This is a genomic window from Pseudomonas sivasensis (genome assembly GCF_013778505.1).
Taxonomy (GTDB): Bacteria; Pseudomonadota; Gammaproteobacteria; order Pseudomonadales; family Pseudomonadaceae; genus Aquipseudomonas; species Aquipseudomonas sivasensis.
This window is the reverse complement of record NZ_JAAOWU010000031.1, coordinates 1-25,582: the sequence shown is the minus strand read 5'-3', so window position 1 is coordinate 25,582 and position 25,582 is coordinate 1. Positions and strand designations below refer to the sequence as shown.

Annotated in this window: 19 protein-coding genes and 1 rRNA gene; 14 read left to right on the top strand and 6 right to left on the bottom strand. The window is 61.1% G+C overall.

The genetic code is table 11. The features are described 5' to 3' along the window. The first annotated feature begins 78 nt into the window (after nt 1–78). The 13 genes from G9Q84_RS28150 to G9Q84_RS28090 all read left to right on the top strand — a co-directional run bounded on the left by G9Q84_RS28150 (nt 79) and on the right by G9Q84_RS28090 (nt 18,351). On the top strand, nt 79–2,565 hold the full coding sequence (locus G9Q84_RS28150; protein WP_181644466.1) for a TonB-dependent siderophore receptor: 2,487 nt from the start codon (nt 79–81) through the stop codon (nt 2,563–2,565). A 431-nt stretch (nt 2,566–2,996) separates the two neighbouring features. Continuing rightward, on the top strand, nt 2,997–4,436 hold the full coding sequence (locus tag G9Q84_RS28145; protein WP_095186468.1) for an undecaprenyl-phosphate glucose phosphotransferase: 1,440 nt from the start codon (nt 2,997–2,999) through the stop codon (nt 4,434–4,436). Next, on the top strand, nt 4,436–5,896 hold the full coding sequence (locus G9Q84_RS28140) for a mannose-1-phosphate guanylyltransferase/mannose-6-phosphate isomerase (protein ID WP_099601520.1): 1,461 nt from the start codon (nt 4,436–4,438) through the stop codon (nt 5,894–5,896). The genes G9Q84_RS28145 and G9Q84_RS28140 overlap by 1 nt, the downstream gene beginning before the upstream one ends. Nucleotide 5,897: 1 nt before the next feature. Beyond that, complete coding sequence (locus G9Q84_RS28135) at nt 5,898–6,809, top strand: glycosyltransferase family 2 protein (protein ID WP_181644465.1); 912 nt, start codon at nt 5,898–5,900, stop codon at nt 6,807–6,809. 29 nt (nt 6,810–6,838) lie between these two features. After that, nucleotides 6,839–7,615 carry a polysaccharide biosynthesis/export family protein gene (locus G9Q84_RS28130; protein ID WP_181644464.1) on the top strand — a complete coding sequence of 259 codons (777 nt, stop codon included), beginning with the start codon at nt 6,839–6,841 and terminating at the stop codon, nt 7,613–7,615. Nucleotides 7,616–7,629: 14 nt separating this feature from the next. Beyond that, entirely contained in the window at nt 7,630–9,621 is a 1,992-nt protein-coding gene (locus G9Q84_RS28125; protein WP_032888220.1) for a GumC family protein, read from the top strand. Continuing rightward, nucleotides 9,621–10,811, top strand: coding sequence for a glycosyltransferase (locus tag G9Q84_RS28120; protein ID WP_181644463.1), 1,191 nt, complete (start codon nt 9,621–9,623; stop codon nt 10,809–10,811). The genes G9Q84_RS28125 and G9Q84_RS28120 overlap by 1 nt, the downstream gene beginning before the upstream one ends. After that, entirely contained in the window at nt 10,801–12,129 is a 1,329-nt protein-coding gene (locus tag G9Q84_RS28115) for a GH39 family glycosyl hydrolase (RefSeq protein ID WP_095186473.1), read from the top strand. The genes G9Q84_RS28120 and G9Q84_RS28115 overlap by 11 nt, the downstream gene beginning before the upstream one ends. Before the next feature lie 8 nt (nt 12,130–12,137). Continuing rightward, a complete protein-coding gene (locus G9Q84_RS28110) occupies nt 12,138–13,355 on the top strand; it encodes a glycosyltransferase family 4 protein (RefSeq protein ID WP_122681528.1) in 1,218 nt (405 codons plus the stop codon). Then, nucleotides 13,346–14,449: a glycosyltransferase family 4 protein gene (locus G9Q84_RS28105; RefSeq protein ID WP_181644462.1), complete on the top strand. Its 1,104-nt coding sequence runs from the start codon at nt 13,346–13,348 to the stop codon at nt 14,447–14,449. The genes G9Q84_RS28110 and G9Q84_RS28105 overlap by 10 nt, the downstream gene beginning before the upstream one ends. Nucleotides 14,450–14,451: 2 nt before the next feature. After that, on the top strand, nt 14,452–15,879 hold the full coding sequence (locus G9Q84_RS28100) for an O-antigen ligase family protein (protein ID WP_181644474.1): 1,428 nt from the start codon (nt 14,452–14,454) through the stop codon (nt 15,877–15,879). Next, the gene (gene murJ, locus G9Q84_RS28095; RefSeq protein WP_181644461.1) at nt 15,879–17,288 is read left to right on the top strand and encodes a murein biosynthesis integral membrane protein MurJ; all 1,410 of its coding nucleotides are present in this window, start codon (nt 15,879–15,881) and stop codon (nt 17,286–17,288) included. Before G9Q84_RS28100 ends, murJ begins: the two co-directional genes overlap by 1 nt. A gap of 22 nt (nt 17,289–17,310) precedes the next feature. After that, on the top strand, nt 17,311–18,351 hold the full coding sequence (locus G9Q84_RS28090; RefSeq protein WP_099601513.1) for an acyltransferase family protein: 1,041 nt from the start codon (nt 17,311–17,313) through the stop codon (nt 18,349–18,351). 25 nt (nt 18,352–18,376) lie between these two features. On the opposite strand, the gene G9Q84_RS28085 is transcribed toward G9Q84_RS28090, so the two are convergent. From G9Q84_RS28085 to G9Q84_RS28070, 4 genes are all read right to left on the bottom strand, one after another. Beyond that, a complete protein-coding gene (locus tag G9Q84_RS28085; protein WP_181644460.1) occupies nt 18,377–18,952 on the bottom strand; it encodes a DUF4174 domain-containing protein in 576 nt (191 codons plus the stop codon). A gap of 164 nt (nt 18,953–19,116) precedes the next feature. Further along, the gene (locus G9Q84_RS28080; protein ID WP_032888202.1) at nt 19,117–19,749 is read right to left on the bottom strand and encodes a glutathione S-transferase N-terminal domain-containing protein; all 633 of its coding nucleotides are present in this window, start codon (nt 19,747–19,749) and stop codon (nt 19,117–19,119) included. Nucleotides 19,750–19,808: 59 nt separating this feature from the next. Further along, nucleotides 19,809–22,166, bottom strand: a complete 2,358-nt coding sequence (locus tag G9Q84_RS28075) for a DNA polymerase II (protein WP_181644459.1) — start codon at nt 22,164–22,166, stop codon at nt 19,809–19,811. A 201-nt stretch (nt 22,167–22,367) separates the two neighbouring features. After that, nucleotides 22,368–22,835 carry an SRPBCC family protein gene (locus G9Q84_RS28070; RefSeq protein ID WP_032888196.1) on the bottom strand — a complete coding sequence of 156 codons (468 nt, stop codon included), beginning with the start codon at nt 22,833–22,835 and terminating at the stop codon, nt 22,368–22,370. Between the two features lie 99 nt (nt 22,836–22,934). Between G9Q84_RS28070 and G9Q84_RS28065 the strand changes: the two genes are divergently transcribed. Then, a complete protein-coding gene (locus G9Q84_RS28065; RefSeq protein WP_032888194.1) occupies nt 22,935–23,336 on the top strand; it encodes a GFA family protein in 402 nt (133 codons plus the stop codon). Between the two features lies 1 nt (nt 23,337). Here G9Q84_RS28065 and mrdA read toward each other — a convergent pair whose 3' ends face one another. Together mrdA and rrf are read right to left on the bottom strand one after the other, a co-directional pair. Next, complete coding sequence (gene mrdA / locus G9Q84_RS28060; protein WP_181644458.1) at nt 23,338–25,230, bottom strand: penicillin-binding protein 2; 1,893 nt, start codon at nt 25,228–25,230, stop codon at nt 23,338–23,340. A gap of 272 nt (nt 25,231–25,502) precedes the next feature. Continuing rightward, nucleotides 25,503–25,582 (bottom strand): 5S ribosomal RNA (gene rrf / locus G9Q84_RS30055); the annotation flags it as partial.

The window sequence follows — 25,582 nt, the reverse complement described above, 5'->3', positions numbered from 1 at the left end:
GCATTACCGCTCGACCTGTTAGGAAAGGCCGATCAACAGGCCGGTTCTGTTCACTTCCTTCAGGAGCATCCCGCGGTCATGCAAGCGTTCCCCTCCCAACGTTCCCCCCTCAAGCGCGCAGCGCAGGCCGCTTTGCTCGGCGCCTGCCTGAGTGGCGCGGCTGTGCCATTGGCCGTGATGGCTCAAACCCCAGCCAGTGACATCCAGGCCCGCGACTGGCATATCGCCGCCGGCTCCCTGGCCGATGCGCTGGACCAGTTCGCCCGTCAGGCCAGTATCAGCCTGTCGTATGACGCCACCAGCGTCGCCGGCAAGGCCAGCCCAGGCCTCAAAGGCCGCTTCGACCCGCAACAGGCCCTCGGCCAGTTGTTGCGAGGCCAAGGCCTGGAAGCCCAGCGCCAGGGCAACAACACGTGGTTGCTGCTGCCCGAAGTGGCCGAAACCGGCGCTCTGAACCTGGGCGCCACGATGGTCACCGGCGAGCGCTTGGGCGTCATCACCGACGGCACCGGTTCGTACACCACCGGCGCAGTGACCATTGGCAAAGGCGAACACAGCCTGAGGGAAACGCCGCAATCGGTCAGTGTGCTGACCCGCCAACTCATGGATGACCAGAACCTCACCACCATCGACGATGTGATGGAACGCACGCCGGGGATCACCACCTACGAGTCGCCCATGGGCGGCAAGTACTTCTATTCCCGTGGCTTCAAGATGCTCGGCCAATACCAGTACGACGGCGTGCCGTTGGACATGGGCAAAGACTACGTACAAGCCGACAGTTTCAGCGCCAACATGGCGATCTACGACCGAGTGGAAGTGCTCAAGGGTGCGGCCGGGATGCTCAAGGGCGCCGGCACCGCCAGCGGCGCGGTGAACTTCGTGCGCAAGCGACCCCAGGCCAATCCCACCAGCAGCCTGTCGTTGTCCGCCGGCACCTGGGACAACTACCGCGCCGACGTCGACACCGGCGGCCCGTTGAATGACAGCGGTACTATTCGCGGCCGCGCAGCGATCAGCCAGCAGGAGCGCGGCTCTTACATGGACATCCAGAAGCGCCAGGACCAAGCGTTCTACGGCGCGCTGGACATCGACCTCAGCCCCGAAACCACCCTGGGCGTCGGTGCCAGTTACGAAGACGTGGACGCCACACCGTGCTGGGGCGGCCTGCCCCGCTACGCCGATGGCAAAAGCGCCAACCTCAGCCGCTCCACTTGTCTGGGCCAGTCCTGGAACGACTGGCAAAGCCGGCGTACCACGTTCTTTGCCGACTTGACCCATCAATTCAACGATGACTGGAAACTCAAGGTGTCGGCGGTGCACAGCCGCAATCTGCAAGACACCAAGTACGCTGCCAGCGAAGGCACGATCGCCTACGGTGATCCGGCACCCACGGCCGGTTCCTATGCCGCATTGATGGACTACAACCACAAGGACTTCGGCCTCGACGCCTACGTCGATGGCACGTTCGAAGCCTTCGGCCTGGAACATGAGTTGATCCTCGGCGCCAACGGCAGCCGTGGCACTCAGGACGATGTCTACGCGATCCAGAGCCTGGCCTTGCGCCAGAGCATCTACCAACCTAATCGTCACTTCCCGGAACCGGTCGACAGCACCTTCTGGCCGAACATGTACCGTGGCGGCACGGTCAAGGAGACCGCTACCCAATACGGCACCTATGCCACATTGCGCCTGCGCCTGGCCGAGCCGCTGATGTTAATCGTCGGCAGCCGCGTCAGTTGGTACGAGAACCGTCGCCAATCCTACAACCTGGCCTGGGGCGAATGGGCTTCGCAGGATGCACGCACTCGGGAAACCGGCGAAGTCACACCGTTTGCCGCGCTGATCTACGACCTCAATGAGCACCTGTCGGTGTACGCCAGCTATGCGGATATCTTCCAGCCGCAGAGTTCCTACGCTACCGTCGACGGCGCTGCGCTCAAGCCGAAGATCGGCGACAACTACGAGTTGGGCATCAAGGGCGAATGGTTCGACGGACGCCTCAACAGCTCCCTGGCGCTGTTCCGCGCCCTTGAGAAAAACGGCGCCGAATCCGACTACACCACCCAATGCGCGACCTCCGCCGATGGCTATTGCTACACCGACAAAGGCAAGGTGCGCGCCCAGGGCATAGAGGCCGAGATCAGTGGTGAAGTGCTGGAACGCCTACAGCTGTTCGGCGGCTATACCTACACCCAGACCAAGTCCCTGAGCAACATCGAAGTCGCGAAGGAAGGTGGCGTTTCCAACACCTACGTGCCCCGCCACATGCTGCGTTTGTGGGGCGATTACCAACTCGACGGCGCGCTATCGAAATGGAGCGTCGGCACTGGGGTCAACGCCCAGAGCAGCAACTATCGTGTGCAGACCATTAAGCTCGAACAGCCCGGTTACGCCACTTGGAATGCGCGCCTGGCCTACCGCGTGGATGACACCTGGACCGTAGCGCTCAACGGCAACAATCTGTTTGATAAAACCTACTACAACACCGTGGGTACCGCCTCTTGGGGAAACTTTTATGGCGAACCGCGTAATTTTTCGGTGAGTTTGAAAGGCAACTTCTAATCCCGCGAAAGCCCCAGTGGCAAGGCACTTAGTGCGCCTTGCCACGCCCTCTTTGTCCCCCTTTCCTACCTCGTTCATAAAAAGGTTTTCCCGTTAAGCAGGAAAAATCTCACATTTATTCCTACACTCAAAAACACACCCCATCACCGAGTGTTCGGACAAGGAATGTCAATAAAATGCCGATAAAAAGACTGATTAACCCGTCTATCCTGCATGCCCCGCAACATCGTCAATCCGTTGACTAGCACTATGAAGGAAACACTCCTTAAGTCACTACCCCCGCGAAAAGCATTCAAATGGATTTATTTTTTTGAATGGATAGTTGCGTATTACCCAGCGTAGCCGTAGTTCGAAGTGCCTTTAAAGCAACCCGTTGCTTTATTGAACAAACAATCGAACAAGCGCGACTGGAGTGCAATGAGGGATGTTTTATGCGAGAAAAGTCGTCCGTCGACAGTCTGTTTTTAACGCGTGCCGGTTTTGTTGAGTTCTTTGTTGTTTTCGTCAAATTCATACATGGCCTGAGCGCCATTTTGCCCCCGTTGGTCCTGGTGATTTTCATCGACCCGATGGACCCAGAGCTACGCGGTCATTTCCTCGGCCTATTGGTATTTTTCGCGGTCCTGACGATCATTCTGTTCCAGGCCCTGGGCATCTATTCCGAAGAGTTATTCAGCAACCGGTTGCGTCTGAAAACCAAGATCAAAGCCTGGTCGGCGGCGTTTTGCATCCTGCTGTTCATGTACCAGATCCTGCAGTTTTTCCCGCTATTGACCCCGCGCAATCTGGTAGCGTGGTACGTCGCCAGCCTCTGCTTGTTCTGCCTGGAACGCCTGCTGATGCTGCGCCTGTACCGCCACCTGATGCGCAAGGGCAAATACCTTCAACGCACGGTGATCCTGGGCTTTACCGACACCGCCGTGCATGTGGCCGACCACCTGCAACGCAACGGCGATATCCGTTCCGGGCTGATCGGTTTTATCGACGACCGCACCGAACGCATCCCCAAGGAATTGAGCCGCCTGCCCTTGCTGGGAAACACCCGTGACCTGGAAAAACTGATCCGCGCCGAGCAGGTCAACCAGGTGATGATCTGCCTGCCTTGGGCCGCCGAGCAGCGCATTCATGGGCTGGTCAATCGCCTGCGGCAGCTGTCGGTGAACGTGATGCTGGTGCCCGACATGGCCGCCTTGCGCTACGGCCACAGCAAAATCACCGACGTCGGCGGCATCCTGATGTTCAACACCTCGCAACTGCCGTTGCGCGGCTGGTCGCCGGTGATTAAGCGCTTGGAGGATTGCTTCCTCGCCAGCCTGGCGCTGGTGTGTCTGTCGCCGGTGATGGTGGTCACGGCGATTGCGATCAAACTCGATTCCAAGGGCCCGGTGCTGTTCCGCCAGAACCGTTACGGCTACAACGACAACGAAATCCGCGTCTTCAAGTTCCGCTCGATGTACACCGACCAGAGCGACTTCACCGCCGAACGCCAGACCACTCGCCAGGACCCACGCATCACTCGGGTGGGCCGCATCATCCGCAAGACCAGCATCGACGAGCTGCCGCAGTTGTTCAACGTGCTGCTGGGCAACATGTCGATGGTCGGCCCGCGCCCGCACGCCACGGCGACCAAGGCCGCCGGTGTCCCGTTCGAAGTGGCGGTGAGCGAGTACAGCTCGCGCCACCGCGTGAAGCCAGGCATCACCGGCTGGGCGCAGATCAATGGCTACAGGGGTGAAACCGACACGCTGTTCAAGATCCAGAAACGCGTCGAATACGACCTGGAGTACATCTCCAAATGGTCGGTGTGGTTTGACCTGTACATCGTCTTCATGACGGTCCCCGCCGTCCTTTCCACCAAGGAAGTCTATTGATGAATACCCTCAACGGATTAATTCCCTGCATCGTTTCCGGTGGTTCGGGTACACGGCTGTGGCCGGTGTCGCGACAGAACATGCCCAAGCCCTTCATGCGCATGCGTGACGGCCAGAGCCTGCTGCAAAAAACCTTTCAGCGCGCAGCCAAATTGCCTGGGGTGGAAAGCGTGCTGACGGTGACCAATCGCGACCTGCTGTTCCGCACCCTGGATGACTACCGGCCGGTCAACAACGCCCACCTGCCCCTGGACCTGTTGCTGGAACCGTTCGGCCGCAACACAGCGGCGGCCATCGCCGTGGCAGCGTTGCATGTGCAGGAACATTTCGGCGGCGACGCGCAGTTGCTGGTGATGCCCGCCGACCATTTAATCCTCAATGAAGCCGCGTTCGCCGAGGCCGTGACTCAGGCCCGCGACCTGGCCGAAGCCGGCTACCTGGTGACCTTCGGCATCCAGCCCGACCATGCGGAAACCGGCTTCGGCTACATCGAACAGGGCGAAAAACTGAGCCACGGTAACCGGGTAAAACGCTTCGTCGAGAAACCCGACCTGGCCACCGCCCAAGGCTACCTCGACGGCGGCAAGCACCTGTGGAATGCCGGCATGTTCTGCTTTAAGGCCAGCACCCTGGTAGATGAACTGGCCACCCATGCCCCGGACGTGCTGGACGCCGCACGCGCCGCGCTGGAGCGCAGCCAGAGCCTGCAAAACAAAACCTCGCGCCAGCGTGAATTGGACGCCGACGCCTTCGCCACTGCGCCGGATGTTTCCATCGATGTGGCACTGATGGAAAAGTCCAACCAAGTGGCCGTGGTGCCCTGTGACATTGGCTGGAGCGATATCGGCTCGTGGGAAGCCCTGCGCCAGCTCACCCCCAGCGACGCCCAGGGCAACCAGGTCAATGGCGAAGCAATTTTGCATGACGTACACAACTGCTACATCGACTCACCCAAGCGCGTATTGGGCGCCGTGGGTGTGCGCGACCTGATCATTGTCGACACCCCCGACGCCTTGCTGATCGCCGACGCCCACCGCAGCCAGGACGTGCGCTACATCGTCGCCGAGCTCAAGCGCCAGAACCATCCGGCGTACAGCCTGCACCGCACCGTCACCCGGCCGTGGGGCACCTATACCGTGTTGGAGGAAAGCAGCCGCTTCAAGATCAAGCGCATCGTGGTCAAGCCCCAGGCGTCGTTGTCGCTGCAGATGCACCACCACCGCAGCGAGCACTGGGTGGTGGTCAGCGGCGCGGCGCAGATCACCAACGGCGAGCGGGAGTTCCTGATCAACGCCAACGAGTCCACCTACATTCCGGCCGGGCACAAACACCGGCTGACCAACCCCGGCATCATCGACCTGGTGATGATCGAGGTGCAGAGCGGCGAGTACCTGGGTGAAGACGACATCGTGCGCTTCGACGACATCTACGGCCGTGCGCCTGCCGACGTGAAAAAATGACATGCGCACCTCCTTGATCATCCCGACCCGTAACGCATCCAGCCACCTGGCACGCCTGCTGCCGGCGCTGAAGATGCAAACCCTGCAACCGGACGAAATGCTGGTGGTGGACAGCGCCTCCAGCGATGACACCGTGGCGCGTTTTAGAGAGTTCGGAGCACGGGTCGAAGTGATCGACGCCCGTGACTTCAACCACGGCGGCACCCGCCGTTGGGCCAGCGAGCAAGTTGGCGGCGACGCGTTGTTCGTGATGACCCAGGACGCTATTCCCACCACGCCCGAAACGTTCGCCAACCTGCTCGCCGAGTTGCAGGAGGACCCGCTCAATGGCGTCGCCTATGGGCGCCAACTCCCCCACCCTGACGCGGGTGTACTGGGCGCGCAATCGCGACACTTCAACTACCCGGAGCACAGCCGCAGCAAAAGCCTAGCCGACGCGCCCACGCTTGGGATCAAGACCTGCTTCAGCTCCGACTCATTCTCCGTGTACCGACGCAGCGCACTGCACGCGGTGGGTGGTTTCCCCGCCGACGTGATCGGCAGCGAAGACGCCTACGTCGCCGCGCGCATGCTTCTCGACGGCTATAAGGTGCGCTACGCCGCCACGGCGCTGGTGCATCACTCCCACGATTACAAACTCATGGACGAGTTTCACCGCTACTTCGATATCGGCGTGTTCTACGGCCGCGAGCCGTGGATCAAGCAGGCCTTTGGCGACGCGGGTGGCGAAGGCAAACGCTATGTAATGGCTGAACTCGCAGCCTTGCGCAAAGCCGGCGCCTTGCACCGCGTGCCGGAGGTGCTGGTGCGCAGCGCGTTCAAATTGCTCGGTTACCGCCTGGGCCATCTTGAGCGTCGTCTGCCTCTCGCCCTCAAGCGGCGCATCAGCATGTTTCCCGGTTATTGGAGGTGAGCATCATGACCCACAGGAAGTCCCCCTTGATGAAACGAACCCTGCTCGTCGTGGCCATGATGGCTCTGGCCGCCTGTAATACACCGGCGCGCATCGTGCCGCCCGACAGCCAGACCGTCGAGGACGGCAAGCGCGCCCTCGACCAACTGGCCCAGTTGCCACCGGCGGTGGAACGCATCCGCATCGGCGACCAGTTGCGCATCGTGCGTGATGCCGGCGAGATGCCGACGCTGTCGGCGTTCAACGTCAGCACGATCTACGAGTTGACGCTGTACACCGTGCAGACCGACGGCAAGATCAACTACCCGTTCCTGGGGCCAATCCAGGTTGCAGGGCGACAGCCTTCGGAGCTGGCGACAGAGCTGACCGGCAAGCTCGCGCAGACATACCGCGAGCCGCGTGTGACGGTGAACATCAATCAGGCGCCGGGCAGCTCGATCATTGTCGGCGGCGCGGTGAATAACCCGACGGCGGTGCAGATCGCCACGGCCAACACGCTGGAACAGGCGATTATCGGCGCTGGCGGGGTGAGCCCGGCGGGCAATGCCAGCATGGTTGCGCTGCTGCGCGAAGATGCCCAGGGCGCCTATCGCGCCTATTTCCTGGACTTCAGCCAACTGCTCAAGACCGGCCCCAACGGGCGCAAACCGGTGCACCTGCAACGCGGCGATGTGGTGTTCGTGCCCAAATCCAACGTGGGCGAGCGCATCCAGGGAGTGGATACCTACATGAACCAACTGATCCCGTTCACCAAGTCCATTGGGGTTGGCTACAACTACACACGCACCAGCGGCGGCAATAACTAAAGGAGCGACATCCTATGATCGAGATCCGTTCTTTTCGTGATCTGCTGCGCCTGTTCTTCATCTTCCGGCGCGAGTTCAAACTGGCCGCCATTGCCGCGTTGGTGATCATACTGCTGGGGGCGTTCCTGCTGCCGGCCAAGTACGAATCCACCGCTCGACTGCTGGTGAAACCGGGCCGCGATTCGACCCTGCCCATCGAGATCAGTAATCGTCAGGCGCTGGTGATGCCCAGCACCCAGCGCGACCCGATTGTCGACGAAGAACGCCTGCTGACCGGGCGCCCTATCGTGCGTGCAGTGGCCGAGCACTACCTGGAAGTCATCAACAATGCGCCGCCGCCGGAGGGTTTCTGGAAGCGCACCAAGCACGCCGTCAAGGAGGGCGTCGGCGCGGTGTTCGACGGTATTCGCGTGGTGCTGGAAAGCGTCGGTGTGATCGAAAAAACCACGCCGGTGGAACGCCTTGCCGCCAACCTGGAAAAGAGCTTTGAAGTGAGCCACGCCGCCGGTTCCACGGTGATGGACATCAGCTTCACCTGGGGTGATCCGCAAATCGCCCAGGCGGTGGTCAAGGATTGGGTCGAGACCTACATCAACGAACGTACCCAGGCTCTGGGGCGCAAGAGTTTGTATGTGTTTTATGAAGGTCAGGTGTCCACCAGCGCCACGGAGATCAAGGGCTACAAGGAGCAGATCCTCACACACCTGAATGAGATCGGTGCGGCCAGCATCACTGATCGCCTGGAAGACTTGTCCGAGCGCATCAACGTATTGCGCGGCGAGACGTTCAACACCACGCGCCTGATCGCCTCCTCCGACAGCGCCATCGCGAGCACTCGCACGCAGCTCAAGACCCAACCCAAGGAAGTGACCACGGTTCGCCAGATCGCACTGAACCCGCAGCAGCAGGACTTGCGTCGCCTGCTCAACCAGAAGCTGCTGGAAAAGGCCGACATGATGCGCACCTACACGGATAACGCGCCGCCGGTCAAAGCCCTGGATGCGTCGATCCGCGCGATGCAGGCCCACGTCTCCAGCGAAAGCAACACCGTGCAGAGCTCGGAAAATCGTGCGCCCAACACGCTGGAAATCCACTTGCAGCGCGTGCTGCTGGATGAAACGAGCAACAACCTGGCGCTGCGCACTCAACTGGTCCAGCAGCAAAAGCAACTGGTCAACCTTGAAGCTCAACGCAAACAAGCCCTGGAGATCGAACCGGAGTTGACCCGCCTGGGCCGCGAGCTGAGCACCGCCGAACGCAACTACGCGTTGTACGTGGACAACCTGGAAAAATCGCGTATCGACCGTGAGCTGGATAACAGCCAGATCAGCAACATCGCGGTGATCGAAGAAGCCACCCTGAACCCCGGCCGCATCTTCCCGAAAACCCTGGTGATGCTGCTGTTGGCGATTCCGTTTGCGATCGTCGTCGGCCTGCTTGTGATCTACCTTTGCTACCTGCTCGACCAGCGCATCCACGACGGTGGTTTGGTGGAACGCAAGTTCGGCCTGCCACTGTGGACGACCCTGCCGGAGTTGGACACCAGCACCGCCCAAGGCACCAACGCGTTCAATGCGAGCATCTACCGCCTGTACGGTTTGCTGCAGTTGGAGCGGATTGCCGAGCAAGGCATGACGCTGGGGCTGACCTCGGCGCGCCATGGCGAGGGGGTGACCTTTGTGGTGGAACACCTGCGTCAGTTGCTTCAGGAAAACGGCATCAACGTGCGGGTCGGCGGGGCTGAACCTGCCAAGCCGGGCGAAGTGGTGCTGCTGGACGCGTCGGCGCTGCTGGATAACCGCGATGCGTTTATCAACCTGCGCCGCGCCGACCTGATCGCCCTGGTGGTGGAAGCGAATACCAGCACGGTGCCCGTGGTCGAGCACGCGCTGTCGATCCTCAACACGGCATTCGGCAAGGTGGACGGCATCATCATCAACCGGCGTAAGTTCGAAGTGCCGGCCAAGGTGCTTAAATTCATCGCCAAGTACCGGGGAGCGTTCTGATGCGCATCGCCCTGCTCGCCCCATTGCCGCCGGAAAAAAACGGGATCGCCGACTACGCGAACCATTTCCGCACGGCATTGGAACACCTGGGCGTAACGGTGCTGACGCCGTTGACCGGTGTGGCGAGCAACAGCGAGGCCATCAAGCAGGCTATCGCTGCATTCGACTGGCAGAGTGTGGACCTGGTCCACGCCGAGCTGGGCGGCGGGCGGCTGGGGGAGTTTCTGGCCCTGCGTGAACTGCGCAAGACCTACCCGGCATTGCCCTTGACCGCCACCGTGCATGACCCGGAACGGATCGTGTGGCGGCGCGAGCAGTTGCCATTTCCGTTGAACCTGCTGGACCGTTTGCCGAGCCCGCTGCCCCAGGCGGCGGTCGTGCTGGCCGACCCACTGACCCTGCGTGAAGAGCGTCAGGTCGCTAAAGGCCTGACGCGGCTGATCACCCTCACTCGCCTGGGCGCCCAATGCCTGAGCCAGCGCATGCAACTGCCGGCGGGCAAAGTCGCGGTGATCAACCACGCCAACCTGGCCATCCCACCCGTGCCGCTGCCGCCGCTGGACACGCTGCACCTGCTGTACTTCGGTTTTATCTACCGGGGCAAAGGCATCGAGGACCTGCTGCAGGCCCTGGCCGCCGTGTTCGAACAAGCCCCTGAATTGCGAGACCGTGTGCGCCTGACCCTGGCCGGAGGCACAGCCGCCGAAATGGCGTTTGGCGCAGGCAGCAATTACCTGGAGCAGTTGAATAGCCAAATCGCCGACCTCGGCCTGACGGACGCTATCGATTGGCGGTTGAACTTGCCGGCCGACGACATCGCCCAGACCATTCAGGGGCACCATGTGATGGTGCTGCCGTACCGTGAATCGAAAAAACTCGGCCTGCTCGGGCGCCAGCGCGGCACCAGCGGCGCGTTGTCCTGGGCGGCGGCATGCGGGCGCGGAGCGATTACCTCGGATGCCCGGGCGTTTGCCGAAGAAGTCGCCAGCGGCAACGGCGCCATCTACCCCGAAGGCGACGTGGCCGCGCTCAGCGAGCAACTGCTGCGCCTGGCGCGCACACCGCTGTTGGCCCGGGACTGGGCCGAACGCGCCGGCGAAATCGGCCGTGAGCGCTTGTGGCCGTTAACCGCGCAGAAGTTCGCCGCACTGTTTGGCGACGCCATTTCAGGAGCTCGCCATGGCGCGTAAACGCACCTACTTCGCCACCCTGGCCGTGGTCGCTGCCTTGGGCCTGACTGCGTTTTTTTGGGGGCGCCAGGCGGATGCAGAAAGCCATGTGCTCAAGGGCAACAAAGAGGTGGTATGGAAGGATTTCCTGGGGGTGAACGCGCAATTCCTATGGTTCAGCCCCGAGCGTTATCAGAAGCAGATCGACCGTCTCAAGGCGCTGGGTTTGGAGTGGGTGCGCCTGGACCTGCATTGGGATCAGTTGGAACCCGTAGAGGGCCAGTACCAAGTGGCAACCCTGGACCAACTGGTGGGCAAGCTGCAGGACAACCAGCTCAAGTCGGTGTTTTACCTGGTCGGCTCGGCGCCGTTTGCCACCACGGCACCGGCGGGTGCGCCCTATCAGGACCAGTACCCGCCGAAGGACCCGAACGTGTTCGCCAACCGCATGGCGTTGCTCGCCCAGCGCTACCCCAGCGTGGACGCCTGGCAAGTGTGGAATGAACCTAACCTGCTGGGCTTCTGGCGTCCGGTGGCCGATCCGGCCGGCTACGCCACGCTGCTGACCACCTCAGCCGCCGCGCTGCGAGCGATGAGCCCGAGCAAACCGGTGGTCGCAGCCGGTATGGCGTTCTTCAGCGAAATGCCTAACGGCCAGACCATGTTCGATGCCCTCGGCGCACTCGGCGTGGCCAGCCTGAATACCGTCATCTCCTACCACCCCTACACCCAATTGCCCGAAGGCAACGACCCCGCCAACCTGGACTTTATCGCCAAGACCACCGCACTCAACCAAGCCTTGCGCACCGGCGGTGTGCAGACCCTGTGGAGCACCGAATGGGGTTGGTCGACCTACACCGGCCCCAAAGACGCCCAGGACATCATCACCCCACAGGCCCAGGCCGATTACGTAGTACGCCGCCTGGCGCTGATGAGCGCGATGGATTACGACAAGATCTTCCTGTTTACCTTGAGCGATCTGGACCAGCGCGCCAGCGTGCGTGACCAGTCCTACGGTTTGCTGGACATCGACACTAACCCCAAGCCGGTCTACACCGCGCTGAAAAACTTCCTCGACGTCAGCGGGCCGAAGCTAATCCCCGGCGACCCACCCACCGCCGACCAATTGCCCGATGGCCTGTTCAGCATCGGCTGGACCCGCACGGATGGTCGCAAGTTATGGTTTTTTTGGTCGGCACAGGGCGGTGACGCTCACTTGCCAGGATTGGCCAGCGCGACCCTGTATGACCCGCTGCGCGGCACGCAAACCCCGGTGAGCGGCACCAACGGACTGACCATCACGGTCAAGCCAAACCTGCAAATACTGTTATGGGAGTGAGGCCTGCGATGCGCATTTTATGGATCCTGCCCTACTCGCCCTGGCCCGCCACCAGCGGCGGCAAGACGCGTCAGTTCCATTTGCTGCGCAGCCTTGCGGCGCGTGGGCACCAGATCACCTTGCTGCTGCATGACAAGCACCCGGTGTCGCTCACCGACCGCCAGGTGATGGAGGCGTTTGTCGAACAGTTGATCATCCTGCCGCGCCGCCCGTTGCGCAGTTTCAAGACCCTGGTGGCCGGGCTGTTTGCGCCCTACCCGCTGCTGGCCAGCGTGAATGGTTTGGCGGGCGAGTTGCAGGACACTTTCAATTGGTTGCTGGGTGAGCAGTGGGACGTGGTGCAGATTGAGCACAGCTACAGCTTCCAGCCTTACGAAGATGCACTGGCGCGCAAGTCACAGCCGTTTGTGCTGACCGAACACAATGTGGAGTCGGCCCTGGGCGCAGCCACTTACGACCGTTTGCCGCGTTGGGCGCTGCCGTTCATTCGCTACGATCAATGGCGCTATACCCGCTGGGAACGCCGAGTGATGCGCCAGGCCGCGCAGGTGGTGGCCGTCACCGACAGCGACGCGCAGGTCCTGGAAAAAATCGCCGGAAAACCGGTACCGGTGGTGGTCAATGGCGTGGACTGCGATCACTTCGCCGCCGCCCGTCCCGACCCGTCGACCCGACGCGTGCTGTTCCTGGGCAACTATGAATACGCGCCGAACGTGGACGCCATCGAATGGGCGCTGGATGAAATCCTGCCCAAGGTCTGGGCGCGCTGCCCGGATGCGCGCATGAGCGTGTGCGGTTTCGGCATGCCGGGCAGTTGGCGCGAGCGCTGGAAGGACCCGCGCATCGAGTGGCAAGGTTTCGTGCCCGACCTGCTGAATCTGCAATCAAGCTGCTCGGTCTTTCTGGCGCCGTTGCGCCACGGCGGCGGGTCGAAACTCAAGGTGCTAGAAGCCCTGGCCGCCGGCCTGCCGTTGGCCAGCACCGAGCAAGGTGTATCCGGGCTGGACTTGGTGGAAGGCCTGGACTACCTCGGCGGACAAAGCGCCACCAAGCTGGCCGATGCGGTGGTACGCCTGCTGCAATTCCCCGACGCCGCCGCGCCCATGGGTGAAGCTGGCCGCGCCTACGTGCGTCGGGCCCATGACTGGAGCGTCGCCGCCAGCCAGTTGGAGCAGGTGTACGCCACCCTCGCGCCGCAGAACCAAAAGGAGCCGGCATGCGTGTAGGCCTGGATTACCGCACCGTCGGCACCTCGCCGCAATCGGGCATCAGCCGCCAGGTGTATGCGCTGGAGAGTGCGCTGCACACGCTGCCGAACATCGAGGTCGAGCGCTTTACCGTGGCCCCCCTGGGCGATGAAACCCGGTTGTGGGCCCATTGCCCGGCTTGGGGCTGCGCCAAGACTGCCATGCACCAGCCACAGAATCGCCTGCGTTTCGAGGCGGGTTTCTTGCCGCGGGCCTTGCGCGAACACCATGTCGATCTGTACATCAGCACCTTCAATATGGGCCTGCCGTTGCCACCCAAGCCTCAAGGACTGCGCACCGTCGTGCTGTTGCATGATCTGTTTCAGATCACCCTGAACAACTACCACGCCAACCGCTTGAAGGCGTTGATCTACAAGACCAGCGATCGCCTGTCGATTGCCTACGCGGTGCACAGCGCCGACCGCGTCTGGACGCCGTCGCAGTACAGCGCCGATGAAACCGCGCGGCTGTTCCCCAAGGCGGCGGGCAAGATTCGCGTGTTGCCCAACCAGGTCGATGGGTTCTCCGAGCTGGCCGCCGACTTCAGCACGCGCCAGTTGCCTGCGCGTTACTGGTTGCTGGTGGGCACCCGCGAGTTGCGCAAAAACGTGCCATTTCTGGTGGACGCCTGGCAGCAAGCGCGACGCCAATCGCCCTCAGTGCCGGAACTCGTATTGGTAGGCAGCCTCGATCATTTGCCCGAAGCCCAGCGCACACTGCCAGGTATTCGCGCCTTGAGCGGTGTGTCGGACGCTGAGTTGCACGCGTTGTACCGCCGGGCCTCGCGCCTGTGGCAGCCGTCGTATGCCGAAGGGTTTGGCCTGCCGGTGATCGAAGCCTTGAGCGTCGCCACCCCCGTGGCGGTGGCCAGCGGTACATCACTGGATGAAATCACGCCACCGTCAGCCCCCCGCTTTTCGCCCACCGATGGCCCGGCGCTGACGCAATTGATGATAGGCCTGGGCGAGCAGCCCGACGAAGAATCCCCCGAGCAACGCCGCCAGTGGGCGCAACGCTTCAACCACCACGCTTATCGCCGGCGCCTGGCCGAACTGATCGAGGAACTGACGTGAGAGTGAATCTGGCAAGCCTCGTCGCGATACTCTTCGGCCTGCTGTTTGGCGCCCTGGCTTTGCTGCTGTCGCCGGCCAAGGCGTTTCTGGCCGTGGTCGGTCTGGCGGCTGCGGTGACCATCCTGCGCTTTCCGTTCTGGGGCCTGTTGCTGTTTGCGGCCGTGGCGACGTTCATGCCGTATTCCACGGTTAACCTGGGCATTCGCACCACGGTGAGCGAGGCGATTCTGGCCCTCACCTGGGGCGCGATCCTGTGGCACAGCTTCCTGTCGAGCCTGCCCCAAGCGCCCAGCCTGACCCGACGGCCCACCGACCAAATGCTGTTGTGGCTGATGCTGTTCAGTGCGTTCCCCTTCATGGTCGGTCAGGTTATCACCCACGCCGACAGCAGCGGCTTGGCCAACTGGCTGCGCTGGTTGCTGAACCTGTCGGGGGTGTTCCTCGCGGCCAAATTGCTGGTGGATCAAAAGCACCGCGAATCCCTGGTGATCGCACTGTTGCTCGGCACCCTGGCGATGTTGGTGTTGTCCATCGGGGTGTTCGTGCGCACACGCTCAGGGGCCGGGATCGCGCCGATTCTTGGCCTGTTCAACTACGCCAATTTCGACATGCTCAAATTTGGTCTGGAGGCCATGTCTTCGCGCATGGGCTCGCCGTGGACGCACCCGAATGCCATCGGTGGGATCATGGCGTTGCTGCTGCCTTTAGCCTTCTGCTTCGGCATGACCGAACAAGGCTGGAAACGCGCACTCGGTTTGGGCGTGGCCTGTTTGGGAGCGGCGGCATTGCTGCTGGCCAGCAGCCGTGGCGCGATGGTCAGCCTGGCGCTGGTGCTGATATGGATGGCCTCACGGCGCGTGCCGTACACCGGTCGCCTATTGATGATCGGAGCGGCGCTGACGATAGCGCTGGTGATGGCTTATCCACCGTTGCAGGATCGCCTGGCGACGATTTTTTCTACGAACAACGCCAGTACCGAAGTGCGTTTCGATGAATACCGCATGTTCCCGCAGGCCGTGGCGGCCTATCCGCTGGGCATCGGCTTCAAGGTCGACCCGCCAGTGCCGGGCACTGGTCTGCTGGGCATCTCCAACCTGTGGCTGAACTACATCTACAAGATAGGCCTCGTCGGCATGCTGCTGTTTGTGGCGGTGACCGTCCGCTGGTGGCGTGAAGCCCGTCCAGAGAAAGGTCCGATCCGCCTGACCAAGGACAACGCCCTGTGGCTGGGTACCACGGCGGGGATTCTGTCCGCGCTGGTCAGTGGCTTGTTTGACCACTACTTCAGTTTTGCGGTGGTGATGGTGGCGCTGTTCTGGCTGATGGTGGGCATCAATGTGCTGGAGGCGCGGCGCTTGTTTCCGGCGCGCCTGCCGCAGGTCAAGACAGTGACCTACCGTAAACCGCTGTTCAGCGGCGCACGGCCCTGATGCTGGGCTCCGCCGCATGGCTGACCCTGGCGACTCTGCTTGGCCTGTGCCTGGGGTTCGCCCGTGAGTGGTTGCTGGTCGCGGCGTGGGGCGCGGGGGAGCGCAGTGATGCGTTCCTGATTGCGCTGTTCTTGCCCGAGGCGCTGCGCATGTCTTTGGCCGGCGGTGTGCTCAGTGCGGCGGCGTTGCCGTTGTACCTGGCGCGCAAGGATGGCGAGCGGCTGGACTGGCTGGCGGTATTGTTTCCGGCCTTGATGCTGATCGCCTTGGTGACCAGTCTGCTGCTGACGCTGTTGGCGCCGTGGCTGGTGCAAGTGCTCGGCCCAGGGTTGGCCGACACCGCGACGGCGTTGGCCAGCAGCAACCTGCAGGTCGTCGCCTGGTGCGTACCGGGGCTGATGCTGCATGCGCTGTTCAGCATTCCATTGCAGGCCAGCGAGCGTTTTGTGCTGGCCGGCTTGGGGTCGCTGCTGTTCAACCTGCCACCAGTGACGTACCTCGCCCTCGCCGGCACCGCGACTCAACCCCACTCACTGGCCCTGGCATGCCTCGCCGGCAGCCTGCTGATGCCTCTGGCGCTGCTGCCGCCGATGTGGCGCCAAGGCTGGCGGCCGTGGCGCTGGCAGCTGAGCTTCGCGCCGTTACGCGAGCTGGGCCAACGCATCGGCCCCTTATTGATAAGCAACGGAGCCAGCCAGGGCCTAGCGCTGATCGAAAGACTCGTAGCGTCGCTGCTCGGCGAAGGCGCAGTCACCTGGGTCAACCTGGCCCGCAAGCTGATGAACCTGCCGCTGATTGCGCTGATGAGCCTCAATCAGGTGCTGCTGGGCATGATGAGCCGACGTCAGGGCGATGCGCGCCTGGCCCTGCTCAAGCGCGGCCTGGAAACCGCCAGCGTGCTGACGCTGCCCGCCGGCGTCGGGCTGGTAGCCGCCGCACCAAGCCTGATGGCGCTGCTGTTGCCCCAGCAATCGTCTGACTCACCATTGCCGCTGCTGCTGGCGTGGTTTGCCGTGCCGTTGGTGTTCGGCGCCTGGAACGCCTTGCTCGCGCGTTACGCCTACGCCGCCGGCGATACGCGCCAGCCGCTGCGCTGCGAATTGCTCGGCAGCCTGGTCAACGTGTTGCTGCTCTGCGTCTTGCCATTTGTGTTCGGCCTGGCAGGAATTCCACTGGCCGCGCTGGCGGGAGTGATCTGCACCGCGCTGCTGCTGATGCAACGCCAAACACTGCTCGGCGCCCTGCCCTGGGCCCGGCACTGGCTACTCAGTGCGCTGGTGTTGGGCGTGGCGGCGCTGGTGTTGTTTCGTCTTGAAGGCGTATGGCTGCAACTGGGGCTGAGCACCCTGGCCGGTGCCTTGGTATTGCTCGGGATGGGGCTGTGGCTGAAACCATGGCGCAAGGCATGAAGGGTTGACTGGGGAAACGCAGATGAAACATCGCTGGATCCAAATGGACATCGCCAAAGGCATAGGCATCCTGGTGATCGTGTATGCCCACAGTTGGTTTGTCGCCACGTCACCGGACCTTATGTATCTGATCCTGGCGTCGTTCGTGCTGCCTTTGTTCTTCTTTCTGTCGGGGGTCCTTTTCAAGCCTGAACAGCCCTTTCTCGAGATGGCGGTGCGTAAGGCGGATGGCCTGCTCAAGCCGTTTTTCTTCACCATGCTGGTGTACGTGATCGTGCGAGATCTGCTGCGCGGCCAGCCGCTGCTGCCGGATATCGGCGGGGTGTTGTATGCCTCGGTGGACACCATCCCATGGCAGGCTCTTTGGTTTTTGCCGCACTTTTGGGTGGCGATTCTGTTTGGTTGGGTGCTGCTACGGTTGATCCAGCGTCTTTCGCTGGCCGTGAGTTGTGTACTGATGCTGGTGCCGCTGCTGATCGGCATCTGGATGCTGCCCTGGTTCTGGCAATTGCCGGTGACGGTCGGCGGGCAAACCTGGGTACTGCCCGGCTTGCCATTCAGTCTGGACATCACGCTGATCAGCAGCGCGTGTTTCGTCTACGGCTATCTGCTGCGGGACTGGCTGCGTACCCATGCGGGGTCGGTGCTGACCCTGTTGCTTTCGGTGGCGCTATTCGCGGTTGTGTTCATCTACAGCCACGACACCATGGACCTGGCGCAACGGCGCTACGACCACTGGCTGTGGACCAGCCTGCTGGCGGTGATTGGTGTTTACGTGTGCTGGGCGCTGGCACGGGTGCTGATGGTGTCGGCCCTGATTACCAGGGCGATGACCTATATTGGCCAATCGACGCTGATTTTGTTGATCTTCCATGGCGAGATCCAGCACAAGACGTTTGACCTGATGGAGCGGCTGGGGCTGCATGCGTTTGTCGCGGCGTGTATCGGTTTTGTCGTGGCTGTGGTGGTGCCGTTGTTGATCGGGGAAGTGATCAAGCGGGTGGCGTTTTTGCGGTTTTTCTACTTTCCGTTTCCGGTGCGTAAGCCACAAAAAACCCTGTAGGCTGCGGGCCTACAGGGTTTCGGGTTCAGTCATCCAGTTGTTGAGGGGCTGGTTTGCTGCCCGGCTTTGCGGGCTTGGCGCCCTTGGCTGGCGCTGGTGGGGCGGGTTCAGGTTCTGCGGCGGCAGCGGCTTCTTTCTCCGCCATGGGCATCTGGTCGATGGTGCTGAAGAATTCCTTCAAGTCGAGGGTATCCGGTGGCACGGTCTTCTCAAGTTTCTTATCGCCATCCTTGCCGATCAGGATCACCTTAGTGCCGCTGCCAGCGCCAAGTTTGAGTGCGCGGATCAGTGCATTGGTTTCGGGCGGCGTTAGCTTTTTATTGTCCTTTGGGTCCTTGGCGAACTTCTCGCCTTCGGCGCCAATGCTGCCGAACTTCACGGTGTAGAACACCATGGCGCGCTCTTCAAAGGACTGCTTGATGGCGGGCTCGTCCAGTTGTTTCTTAAGGGTCACCAGCGTGGAGTTGCCTGAATCAAGCTCAACCACCACCAACGGCCGGGCCTTGCCCAGATCCTGCTTGAGCGGGTTGATATCATCAGCAGCCAACAGCGGCCCCGTAAAAGCCATCAAGGTAGCCAGGGTCAGCGACCGGATGAGCATGCGCACCTCCTTTGAATTCCATGCAGGGTTCTTGAGTTTCATGTCTGCGACAGTCAAATTCAAGGATGATTCCTACAGCGCTTTAAGAAAGCGTAGGTCAGGACGCCCGCTACGCAAGGGTTTGGCGCGGACATCCGTGATTGTTTCCGTTGATTGCGGAAACATTACGAGACCTTCCACTCCGGCCAATGCCGCGCAAAAACCGGGGCCACGACAGGATCGGCATCCACCTGCGCCAACGTCTGGGCAAAGCCTGGTGCCAAGCCGCCCAACGCCTCACGGGCGTCATCCCAGCGCGACACTGCTGCCGCCATAATGCCTAGTGCATTCGGCTCACCGTTCGGCGCAAACAGCTGCTGTTCGAACTGATCGGCGAACACTACCCAGGCCTGATGCAGATAGCGGCGAGTGCCGGTCGCCAGTTGCACTTGGGCCGCTTCATTGGCGTTGCCCAACCAACGTTGCGGGTAGTCAATGATGCCGATCGCCGAATAACAGTTGGCGGCGATATACACCAGGCCTCTGATGATCTGCGCCCGGTCGCCGTTCAGCAGGTGCGAGTCGGGAAATTCGAGCCCCAGGTGAATGAGGATCGCGGCGCTTTCCGTCAGCACCTGCCCGCCGGGAGTGACCAGCGTGGGGATTTGCTTGAGCGGGTTGATGCGCGCCAAGGCTTCGCTGCCCTCGCTCTCCTGCCAGGAGCTGGCGTCCACTCGGTGCCACGGCACCGCACAGCGCTGCAGGGCGATTTCGATCATGCAAGAGCCGGATTCGTCGGTGCCGTAGAGCGTGTACATGAGCGTTTTCTCCTATCGATGGAGGCGTAACCTCCCACACTTTTAAGGGGTGTTGATCGTTAGAACAGCCCCATTTGCCCACCGACCAAGGTGCCGAAATCGTCATTCACAAAGGGCAGAATCGCATCGGCCACCGGCTGCAACTGCCGGGTAACGTAGTGATCGTAGTCGATGGGCGCTTGGCGTACTTCCAACGGTTCAGGGCCGTTGACGCTGATCACGTAGCTGATCCAACCGCCGCGCTGGTACTGGCGCGGCCGCCCCAGGCGGTCATTGTAGTCATCGGCCAGGCGCGCGGCGCGCACGTGGGGCGGTACGTTGCGTTCGTAGTCATCCAACCGGCGGCGCAGGCGCTTGCGGTAAATCAGCAGTTCGTCGAATTCGCCGCTCAGGGTTCGGCGAACGTAGTCGCGAATGTAGTCCTGATGGGGCTGGCGGTGAAAGATGCGCTGGTAAAGTTCCTGCTGGAATTGCCGAGCCAGGGGCGACCAGTCGCTGCGCACGGTTTCCAGGCCTTTGTAGACCATGTCTTCGCTGCCATCAGCGCGCGTGACCAAGCCGGCGTAGCGTTTTTTGCTGCCCTCCTCCGCACCGCGAATGGTGGGCATGAGAAAGCGCGTGAAGTGGGTTTCGTATTGCAACTCCAGAGCGCTTTGCAGGCCAAATGCGCTGTGCAGATGCTCGCGCCACCACGCATTGACGTGCTGCACCAGCGCCTCTCCGATACGGCTGGCAGCTTCCTGGGAATGGGCCTTGCCGAGCCAGACGAAGGTTGAATCGGTGTCGCCGTAGATCACCTCATAGCCCTGAGCTTCGACCAGCTGGCGGGTCTGACGCATGATCTGGTGGCCGCGCATCGTGATCGAGGACGCCAGTCGTGTGTCAAAGAAGCGGCATCCGCTGGAACCGAGCACGCCATAAAACGCATTCATGATGATTTTCAGAGCTTGGGACAGCGGCGCGTTGTGTTCGCGCTTGGCCACTTCACGGCCCTCGGAGACGCGGGCGACGATAGACGGCAGGCAATGACGCGTACGGGAAAAACGCGCACCGCGAAAGCCTTCCACTGATTCGCTGTCGTCCGGGTGCTTGAGGCCTTCGATCAAGCCCACGGGGTCGATCAAAAAGCTGCGGATGATCGACGGGTAGAGGCTTTTGTAATCGAGTACCAGCACGGATTCGTAGAGACCGGGACGTGAGTCCATGACAAATCCGCCGGGGCTGGCCTGGGGCGGTTTGTCGCCCAGGTTGGGCGCGACAAAACCCTGGCGGTGCATCAGCGGCATGTACAAGTGGGTGAATGCTGCGACCGATCCGCCATTGCGGTCGGCTGGCAACCCGGTGACGCTGGCTCGTTCGAGCAGGAACTTGAGCAGTTCGGTCTTCTCGAAAATCCGCGTGACCAGCTCGCAGTCCTTGAGGTTGTAGCGCGCCAGTGCGGGCTTGTCCTCGGCGAACATGCGGTTGATTTCGTCCATGCGCTGGTAGGGCGTGGAGATATCCTTGCCCTCGCCCAGCAAGGTCTGCGCAACGTTTTCCAGACTGAAGGATTCAAAGCTCCAGGTGGCCGACCGCAGGGCTTCGATACCGTCGATGATCAGGCGCCCCGCCGCTGCGGCGAAGTAATGGTTGCGACTGCCATGTTCGCGCCAGGCCATGGGTTCGTCGCCACGGCCAAGCATGAGCGGCACCTTGAGGCGTTGGGCGTGTTCGTGGAGCACGCGCAGGTCGAACTGCACGACATTCCAGCCGATGATGGCGTCGGGATCAAAGGTGGCGAGCCATTGGTTGAGGCGCTCCAGCAGTTGGGCGCGGGTGTCGCAGTAGTCGAGCTTGAAGTCCACTGCGTCGGTTTTGTTCGGTGGCCCGAGCATGTAGACCTGGCGCTCACCGCAGCCTTCAAGGGCGATGGAGTACAGGTCGCCCTGAGCGGTGGTCTCTATGTCCAGGGACACCAGTTTGAGCGGCGGGCGGTAGTCGGCGGAAGGTTTCATCTGCGCGTCGCACAGAGCACCAGAGACGTCGGGTGTGCCACCGAACCAGACCGGGGCGGTGATAAAGCGCTCCATCATGTAGCGCTCAGGTGGACGTACATCGGCTTCGTAGACGTCGACGCCGGCAGCGCGCAGGCGTTTTTCTACATCCATCAATTGGCGGTGCTGGCGGGTGTACAGGCCCAGGACCGGGCGGTGATGAAAATCGCACAACTGCAAGGGGCGCAATTCAATATCACGCTCGCCCTTGAGCAACCAATCCAGCGGCTTGCGATGGGCCTCTGGGATGAACATCACCGAGGTCTGCATGGGTAGGCGGATGAACTGTGGGCCCTGGTCCGTGGCCAGCCAGAAACTGACCTCCGTACCCGCCGGGGTATCGCGCCAATGCCGGGTCAGGACAAAACCCTGCTGTAAATCCACCTTGCCGCACCTCAGGAATCGCTTTCAGGCGTTGATTCTACGCGGCATACGGGCCAGCGCGGCAGGTAAACGCGCGCACAGGCTGCAATCTCACAAATTTATTCTATTAGCCAACTCAGGGCTCTTGGCACATAGGAAGTCACTACAGCCATGGGAGCTGAAAGCTGTAAGCACGGGCATCAGCAATGATGCCCGCTTGGGTCATGCCCGACGGGCAGTGTTCAGATAGTTTTCGATATTACCCATCTGCTCGTCCCAGCCACGAGAGTTCATCTTGAAGGCCTTCTGGCGACGAGCCTGGGGCACTGCGTCGAAGCCGGACTCCACAACCCGAAGCAGAATGCCCGGAGCACGATCTTCAATCGTGAACTCAACCAAGGTGGGTGTCTCCTGGTCATAATCGACGCCCTTCTCAACCGCAAAGGGATGCCACCAGAAAGAGAACAATGTCTGTGGCAGGATGCGTTCGATTTTGGCTTTCCAGACCACATGCTCGTAACCTGGATAGGTAATCGGCGCCTCGATGGTTTCTCCCACCCCGAAGACTTTGCCCTTAAGGGCGACGCCAAACCAATCGCCGAATTGCTCAGCGTTGGTCAGCGCCTCCCAGACCTGTTTGCGTGAAGCGTTGAGCAGGACTTTTCGCTCGATGCGATCTAATACGTGCATAAGTCACCTCCTCCATTGACAGTAGGCGACATCAAACAATGCGCAACCTGAGGTTGTAAGCAATGATGATGACCCCATCCTTGAACCCGGCAATACGTTATGACTGAACCATTGAATGGAAGTTGCTTTTGCAAAGGTGTGCGCTATCAGGTGGACATCTTGGATATGCCCATCAGCCACTGCCATTGCAGGAGCTGCCGCAAGATACACGCGGCGGCGTTTGTCGCCACGGCAGGGGTGATGCGCGAGCATTTTCGCTGGACGTTAGGGGAGGAATTGCGCGCGGCCTTCGAGTCTTCACCGGGAAAATTCAGACATTTTTGCAAACGCTGCGGCTCACACCTGATGGCGGAGCGTAGCCAGCAGCCCCATGTAATTGTGCGAGTGGCAACGCTGGATGATGATCCGGGCGTCAGTCCCACCTCGCACATATGGGCGAGCCACGATGTACCCTGGCTCGCCTATGAGGATATGGAACGCTGGGACGAGTGGAAGCCATGACCTAGACGCGCGGCTCACCCGGTGCCTTGGCTGGCGCTGCATATTGCGGCTTCAGGTGACCGTCCTGGTCCAGCAGCCAAGCATCCATGATCTGCCGCACGACCGGTCCTGCAACGCGACCACCGGCCTCACCGTTTTCGATCATCACCGAGATCACGATTTTCGGGTGTTCGGCGGGAGCAAAGCCGACGAACAAGGCGTTGTCGCGGTGGCGTTCCAATGTCTTCTCACGGTTATAGCGCTCGCCCTGCTTGATCGCGACCACTTGGGCCGTACCACTCTTGCCGGCGATGCGATATTGCGCACCTTGCGCAGCGGCCCGGGCGATACCGCGCGGATCGTGCATTACCAGTTGCATGCCGTGGTTGACCTGCTCCCAGTCGCGAGGGTCTTTGAGTACAACGTTCGGCATGGGGTTTTCGTCAACGGGCGGCACGCCATTGATCGTTTTGGCCAGGTGCGGTCGGTTCCATACACCTTTGTTGGCGATCAGCGCGGTGGCCTGAGCCAGTTGCAGCGGCGTGACCTGCATGTAGCCTTGGCCGATGCCGAGAATCACGGTTTCGCCTGGAAACCAGGGCTGGCGGCGGGTCGCGCGCTTCCAGGCCTGAGACGGCATCAGGCCGGCTGACTCTTCAAACATGTCTAGGGATACTTTCTGACCCAGGCCGAATTCCGCGAGATAGTCGTGTAGGAGGTCGATACCCAGCTTGTGGGCCAGGTCGTAAAAGTATGTGTCGTTAGAGCGCATGATGGCTGCGTCCATATCCACCCAACCGTCGCCGCTATGGTTCCAGTTGCGGTATTTGTGGTCGAAGTCGGGTAGTTGGTAGTAACCCGGGTCGAACACCCGGGTTTGGGCGGTGACGACACCGCTGTCTAGGCCTGCGATGGCCACTTCTGGCTTGATGGTCGACCCCGGTGCGTACAGGCCTCTAAGGACACGGTTGAACAGCGGTCGATCGATGGAGTCGTGCAGCGCGGCATATTCCTTGAAGCTGATACCGGTTACGAACAGGTTCGGATCGAAGCTGGGCTTGCTGACCATGGCCAGTACTTCACCGGTTTGCGGGTCAAGTGCCACTACTGAGCCGCGACGATCACCCAGGGCCTCCTCAGCCGCTTCCTGGAGCTTGACGTCGAGGCTCAGGACGATGTTCTTGCCGGGGATCGGGTCAGTATGCTTGAGCACGCGCAGCACGCGACCCTGGGCGTTGGTCTCAACCTCTTCATAACCGACATGACCGTGTAGCTCGGATTCGTAAAACCGCTCAATACCGGTCTTGCCGATAGACTGCGTGCCACGGTACTCCACCGAGTCGAGGGTCTTAGATTCTTTCTCGTTGATACGGCCCACATAGCCAATGGAGTGGGCGAAGTGAGCGGCCAGCGGATAGTGACGGACGAACTGTGGTTCTACATCGACCCCCGGCAGGCGGAACTCATTCACTGCCAGCAACGCAATTTGCTCTTCGGTCAACTCGTAAAACAACGTCACTGGGACGAAGGGATGGCGCGCTTGCTTCAAGGCCTTGTCGAATAATCCACGGTCCTCAGGCGGCAAGTGCAGGAGATTGACGATGGCATCCAACTCCCCCTTGAGGTCGGTGGTGCGTTCGCGGGTGATGGTCAGGTTGTAGCTGGGGCGATTGTCGGCCAATACCACACCGTTGCGGTCATAGATAAGGCCACGCGTCGGTGTAATGGGTAATACGTGGACGCGGTTGTTCTCAGAAATTGTGGAGTGGTAGTCGAACTGTACGACCTGCAGGAAATACATACGCCCCACCAGAGCGCATGTGATGCCAATGACCAGTAGCGCGCAAGCGAGCAGGCGTTTATTGACAAGACGGTTTTCTTTTTCGTGATCTTTGATCGGTATTGGTTCTGGCATTTCTACAGCATCTCGTTGAAGAGGGTCGACGCCGCATCCTGCGATGAAAGATCAATCCTTGGGAAAATGTGCTGCACCATACCAAAAATGCAGAAACACTTTGCATTGAATTCCTCAACGGTACTTTGACGGATGTTTGCACATCAATGACCAAGGTGGCAGGCCCCCCGTCCCTGAGGATATTCGAGAGCTCGCCCTGACCCGCCCTCGCACTTTCCGATCGCGCAAAACAAAACCCCATCTGCTTTCGCAAATGGGGTTTCGGAATTTAATCTTGACGATGACCTACTCTCACATGGGGAAACCCCACACTACCATCGGCGATGCATCGTTTCACTACTGAGTTCGGGAT

Excerpts from the sequence above, each read along its gene's own strand:
- G9Q84_RS28105 (WP_181644462.1), top strand. The coding sequence starts at position 13,346 with ATGCGTGTAGGCCTGGATTACCGCACCGTCGGCACCTCGCCGCAATCG.
- G9Q84_RS28065 (WP_032888194.1), top strand. The coding sequence starts at position 22,935 with ATGACTGAACCATTGAATGGAAGTTGCTTTTGCAAAGGTGTGCGCTAT.
- G9Q84_RS28085 (WP_181644460.1), bottom strand. The coding sequence starts at position 18,952 with ATGCTCATCCGGTCGCTGACCCTGGCTACCTTGATGGCTTTTACGGGG.
- G9Q84_RS28150 (WP_181644466.1), top strand. The coding sequence starts at position 79 with ATGCAAGCGTTCCCCTCCCAACGTTCCCCCCTCAAGCGCGCAGCGCAG.
- mrdA (WP_181644458.1), bottom strand. The coding sequence starts at position 25,230 with ATGCCAGAACCAATACCGATCAAAGATCACGAAAAAGAAAACCGTCTT.
- G9Q84_RS28130 (WP_181644464.1), top strand. The coding sequence starts at position 6,839 with ATGAAACGAACCCTGCTCGTCGTGGCCATGATGGCTCTGGCCGCCTGT.
- G9Q84_RS28115 (WP_095186473.1), top strand. The coding sequence starts at position 10,801 with ATGGCGCGTAAACGCACCTACTTCGCCACCCTGGCCGTGGTCGCTGCC.
- G9Q84_RS28140 (WP_099601520.1), top strand. The coding sequence starts at position 4,436 with ATGAATACCCTCAACGGATTAATTCCCTGCATCGTTTCCGGTGGTTCG.
- G9Q84_RS28070 (WP_032888196.1), bottom strand. The coding sequence starts at position 22,835 with ATGCACGTATTAGATCGCATCGAGCGAAAAGTCCTGCTCAACGCTTCA.
- G9Q84_RS28125 (WP_032888220.1), top strand. The coding sequence starts at position 7,630 with ATGATCGAGATCCGTTCTTTTCGTGATCTGCTGCGCCTGTTCTTCATC.
- G9Q84_RS28090 (WP_099601513.1), top strand. The coding sequence starts at position 17,311 with ATGAAACATCGCTGGATCCAAATGGACATCGCCAAAGGCATAGGCATC.
- G9Q84_RS28145 (WP_095186468.1), top strand. The coding sequence starts at position 2,997 with ATGCGAGAAAAGTCGTCCGTCGACAGTCTGTTTTTAACGCGTGCCGGT.
- G9Q84_RS28135 (WP_181644465.1), top strand. The coding sequence starts at position 5,898 with ATGCGCACCTCCTTGATCATCCCGACCCGTAACGCATCCAGCCACCTG.
- G9Q84_RS28080 (WP_032888202.1), bottom strand. The coding sequence starts at position 19,749 with ATGTACACGCTCTACGGCACCGACGAATCCGGCTCTTGCATGATCGAA.
- G9Q84_RS28110 (WP_122681528.1), top strand. The coding sequence starts at position 12,138 with ATGCGCATTTTATGGATCCTGCCCTACTCGCCCTGGCCCGCCACCAGC.
- G9Q84_RS28120 (WP_181644463.1), top strand. The coding sequence starts at position 9,621 with ATGCGCATCGCCCTGCTCGCCCCATTGCCGCCGGAAAAAAACGGGATC.
- murJ (WP_181644461.1), top strand. The coding sequence starts at position 15,879 with ATGCTGGGCTCCGCCGCATGGCTGACCCTGGCGACTCTGCTTGGCCTG.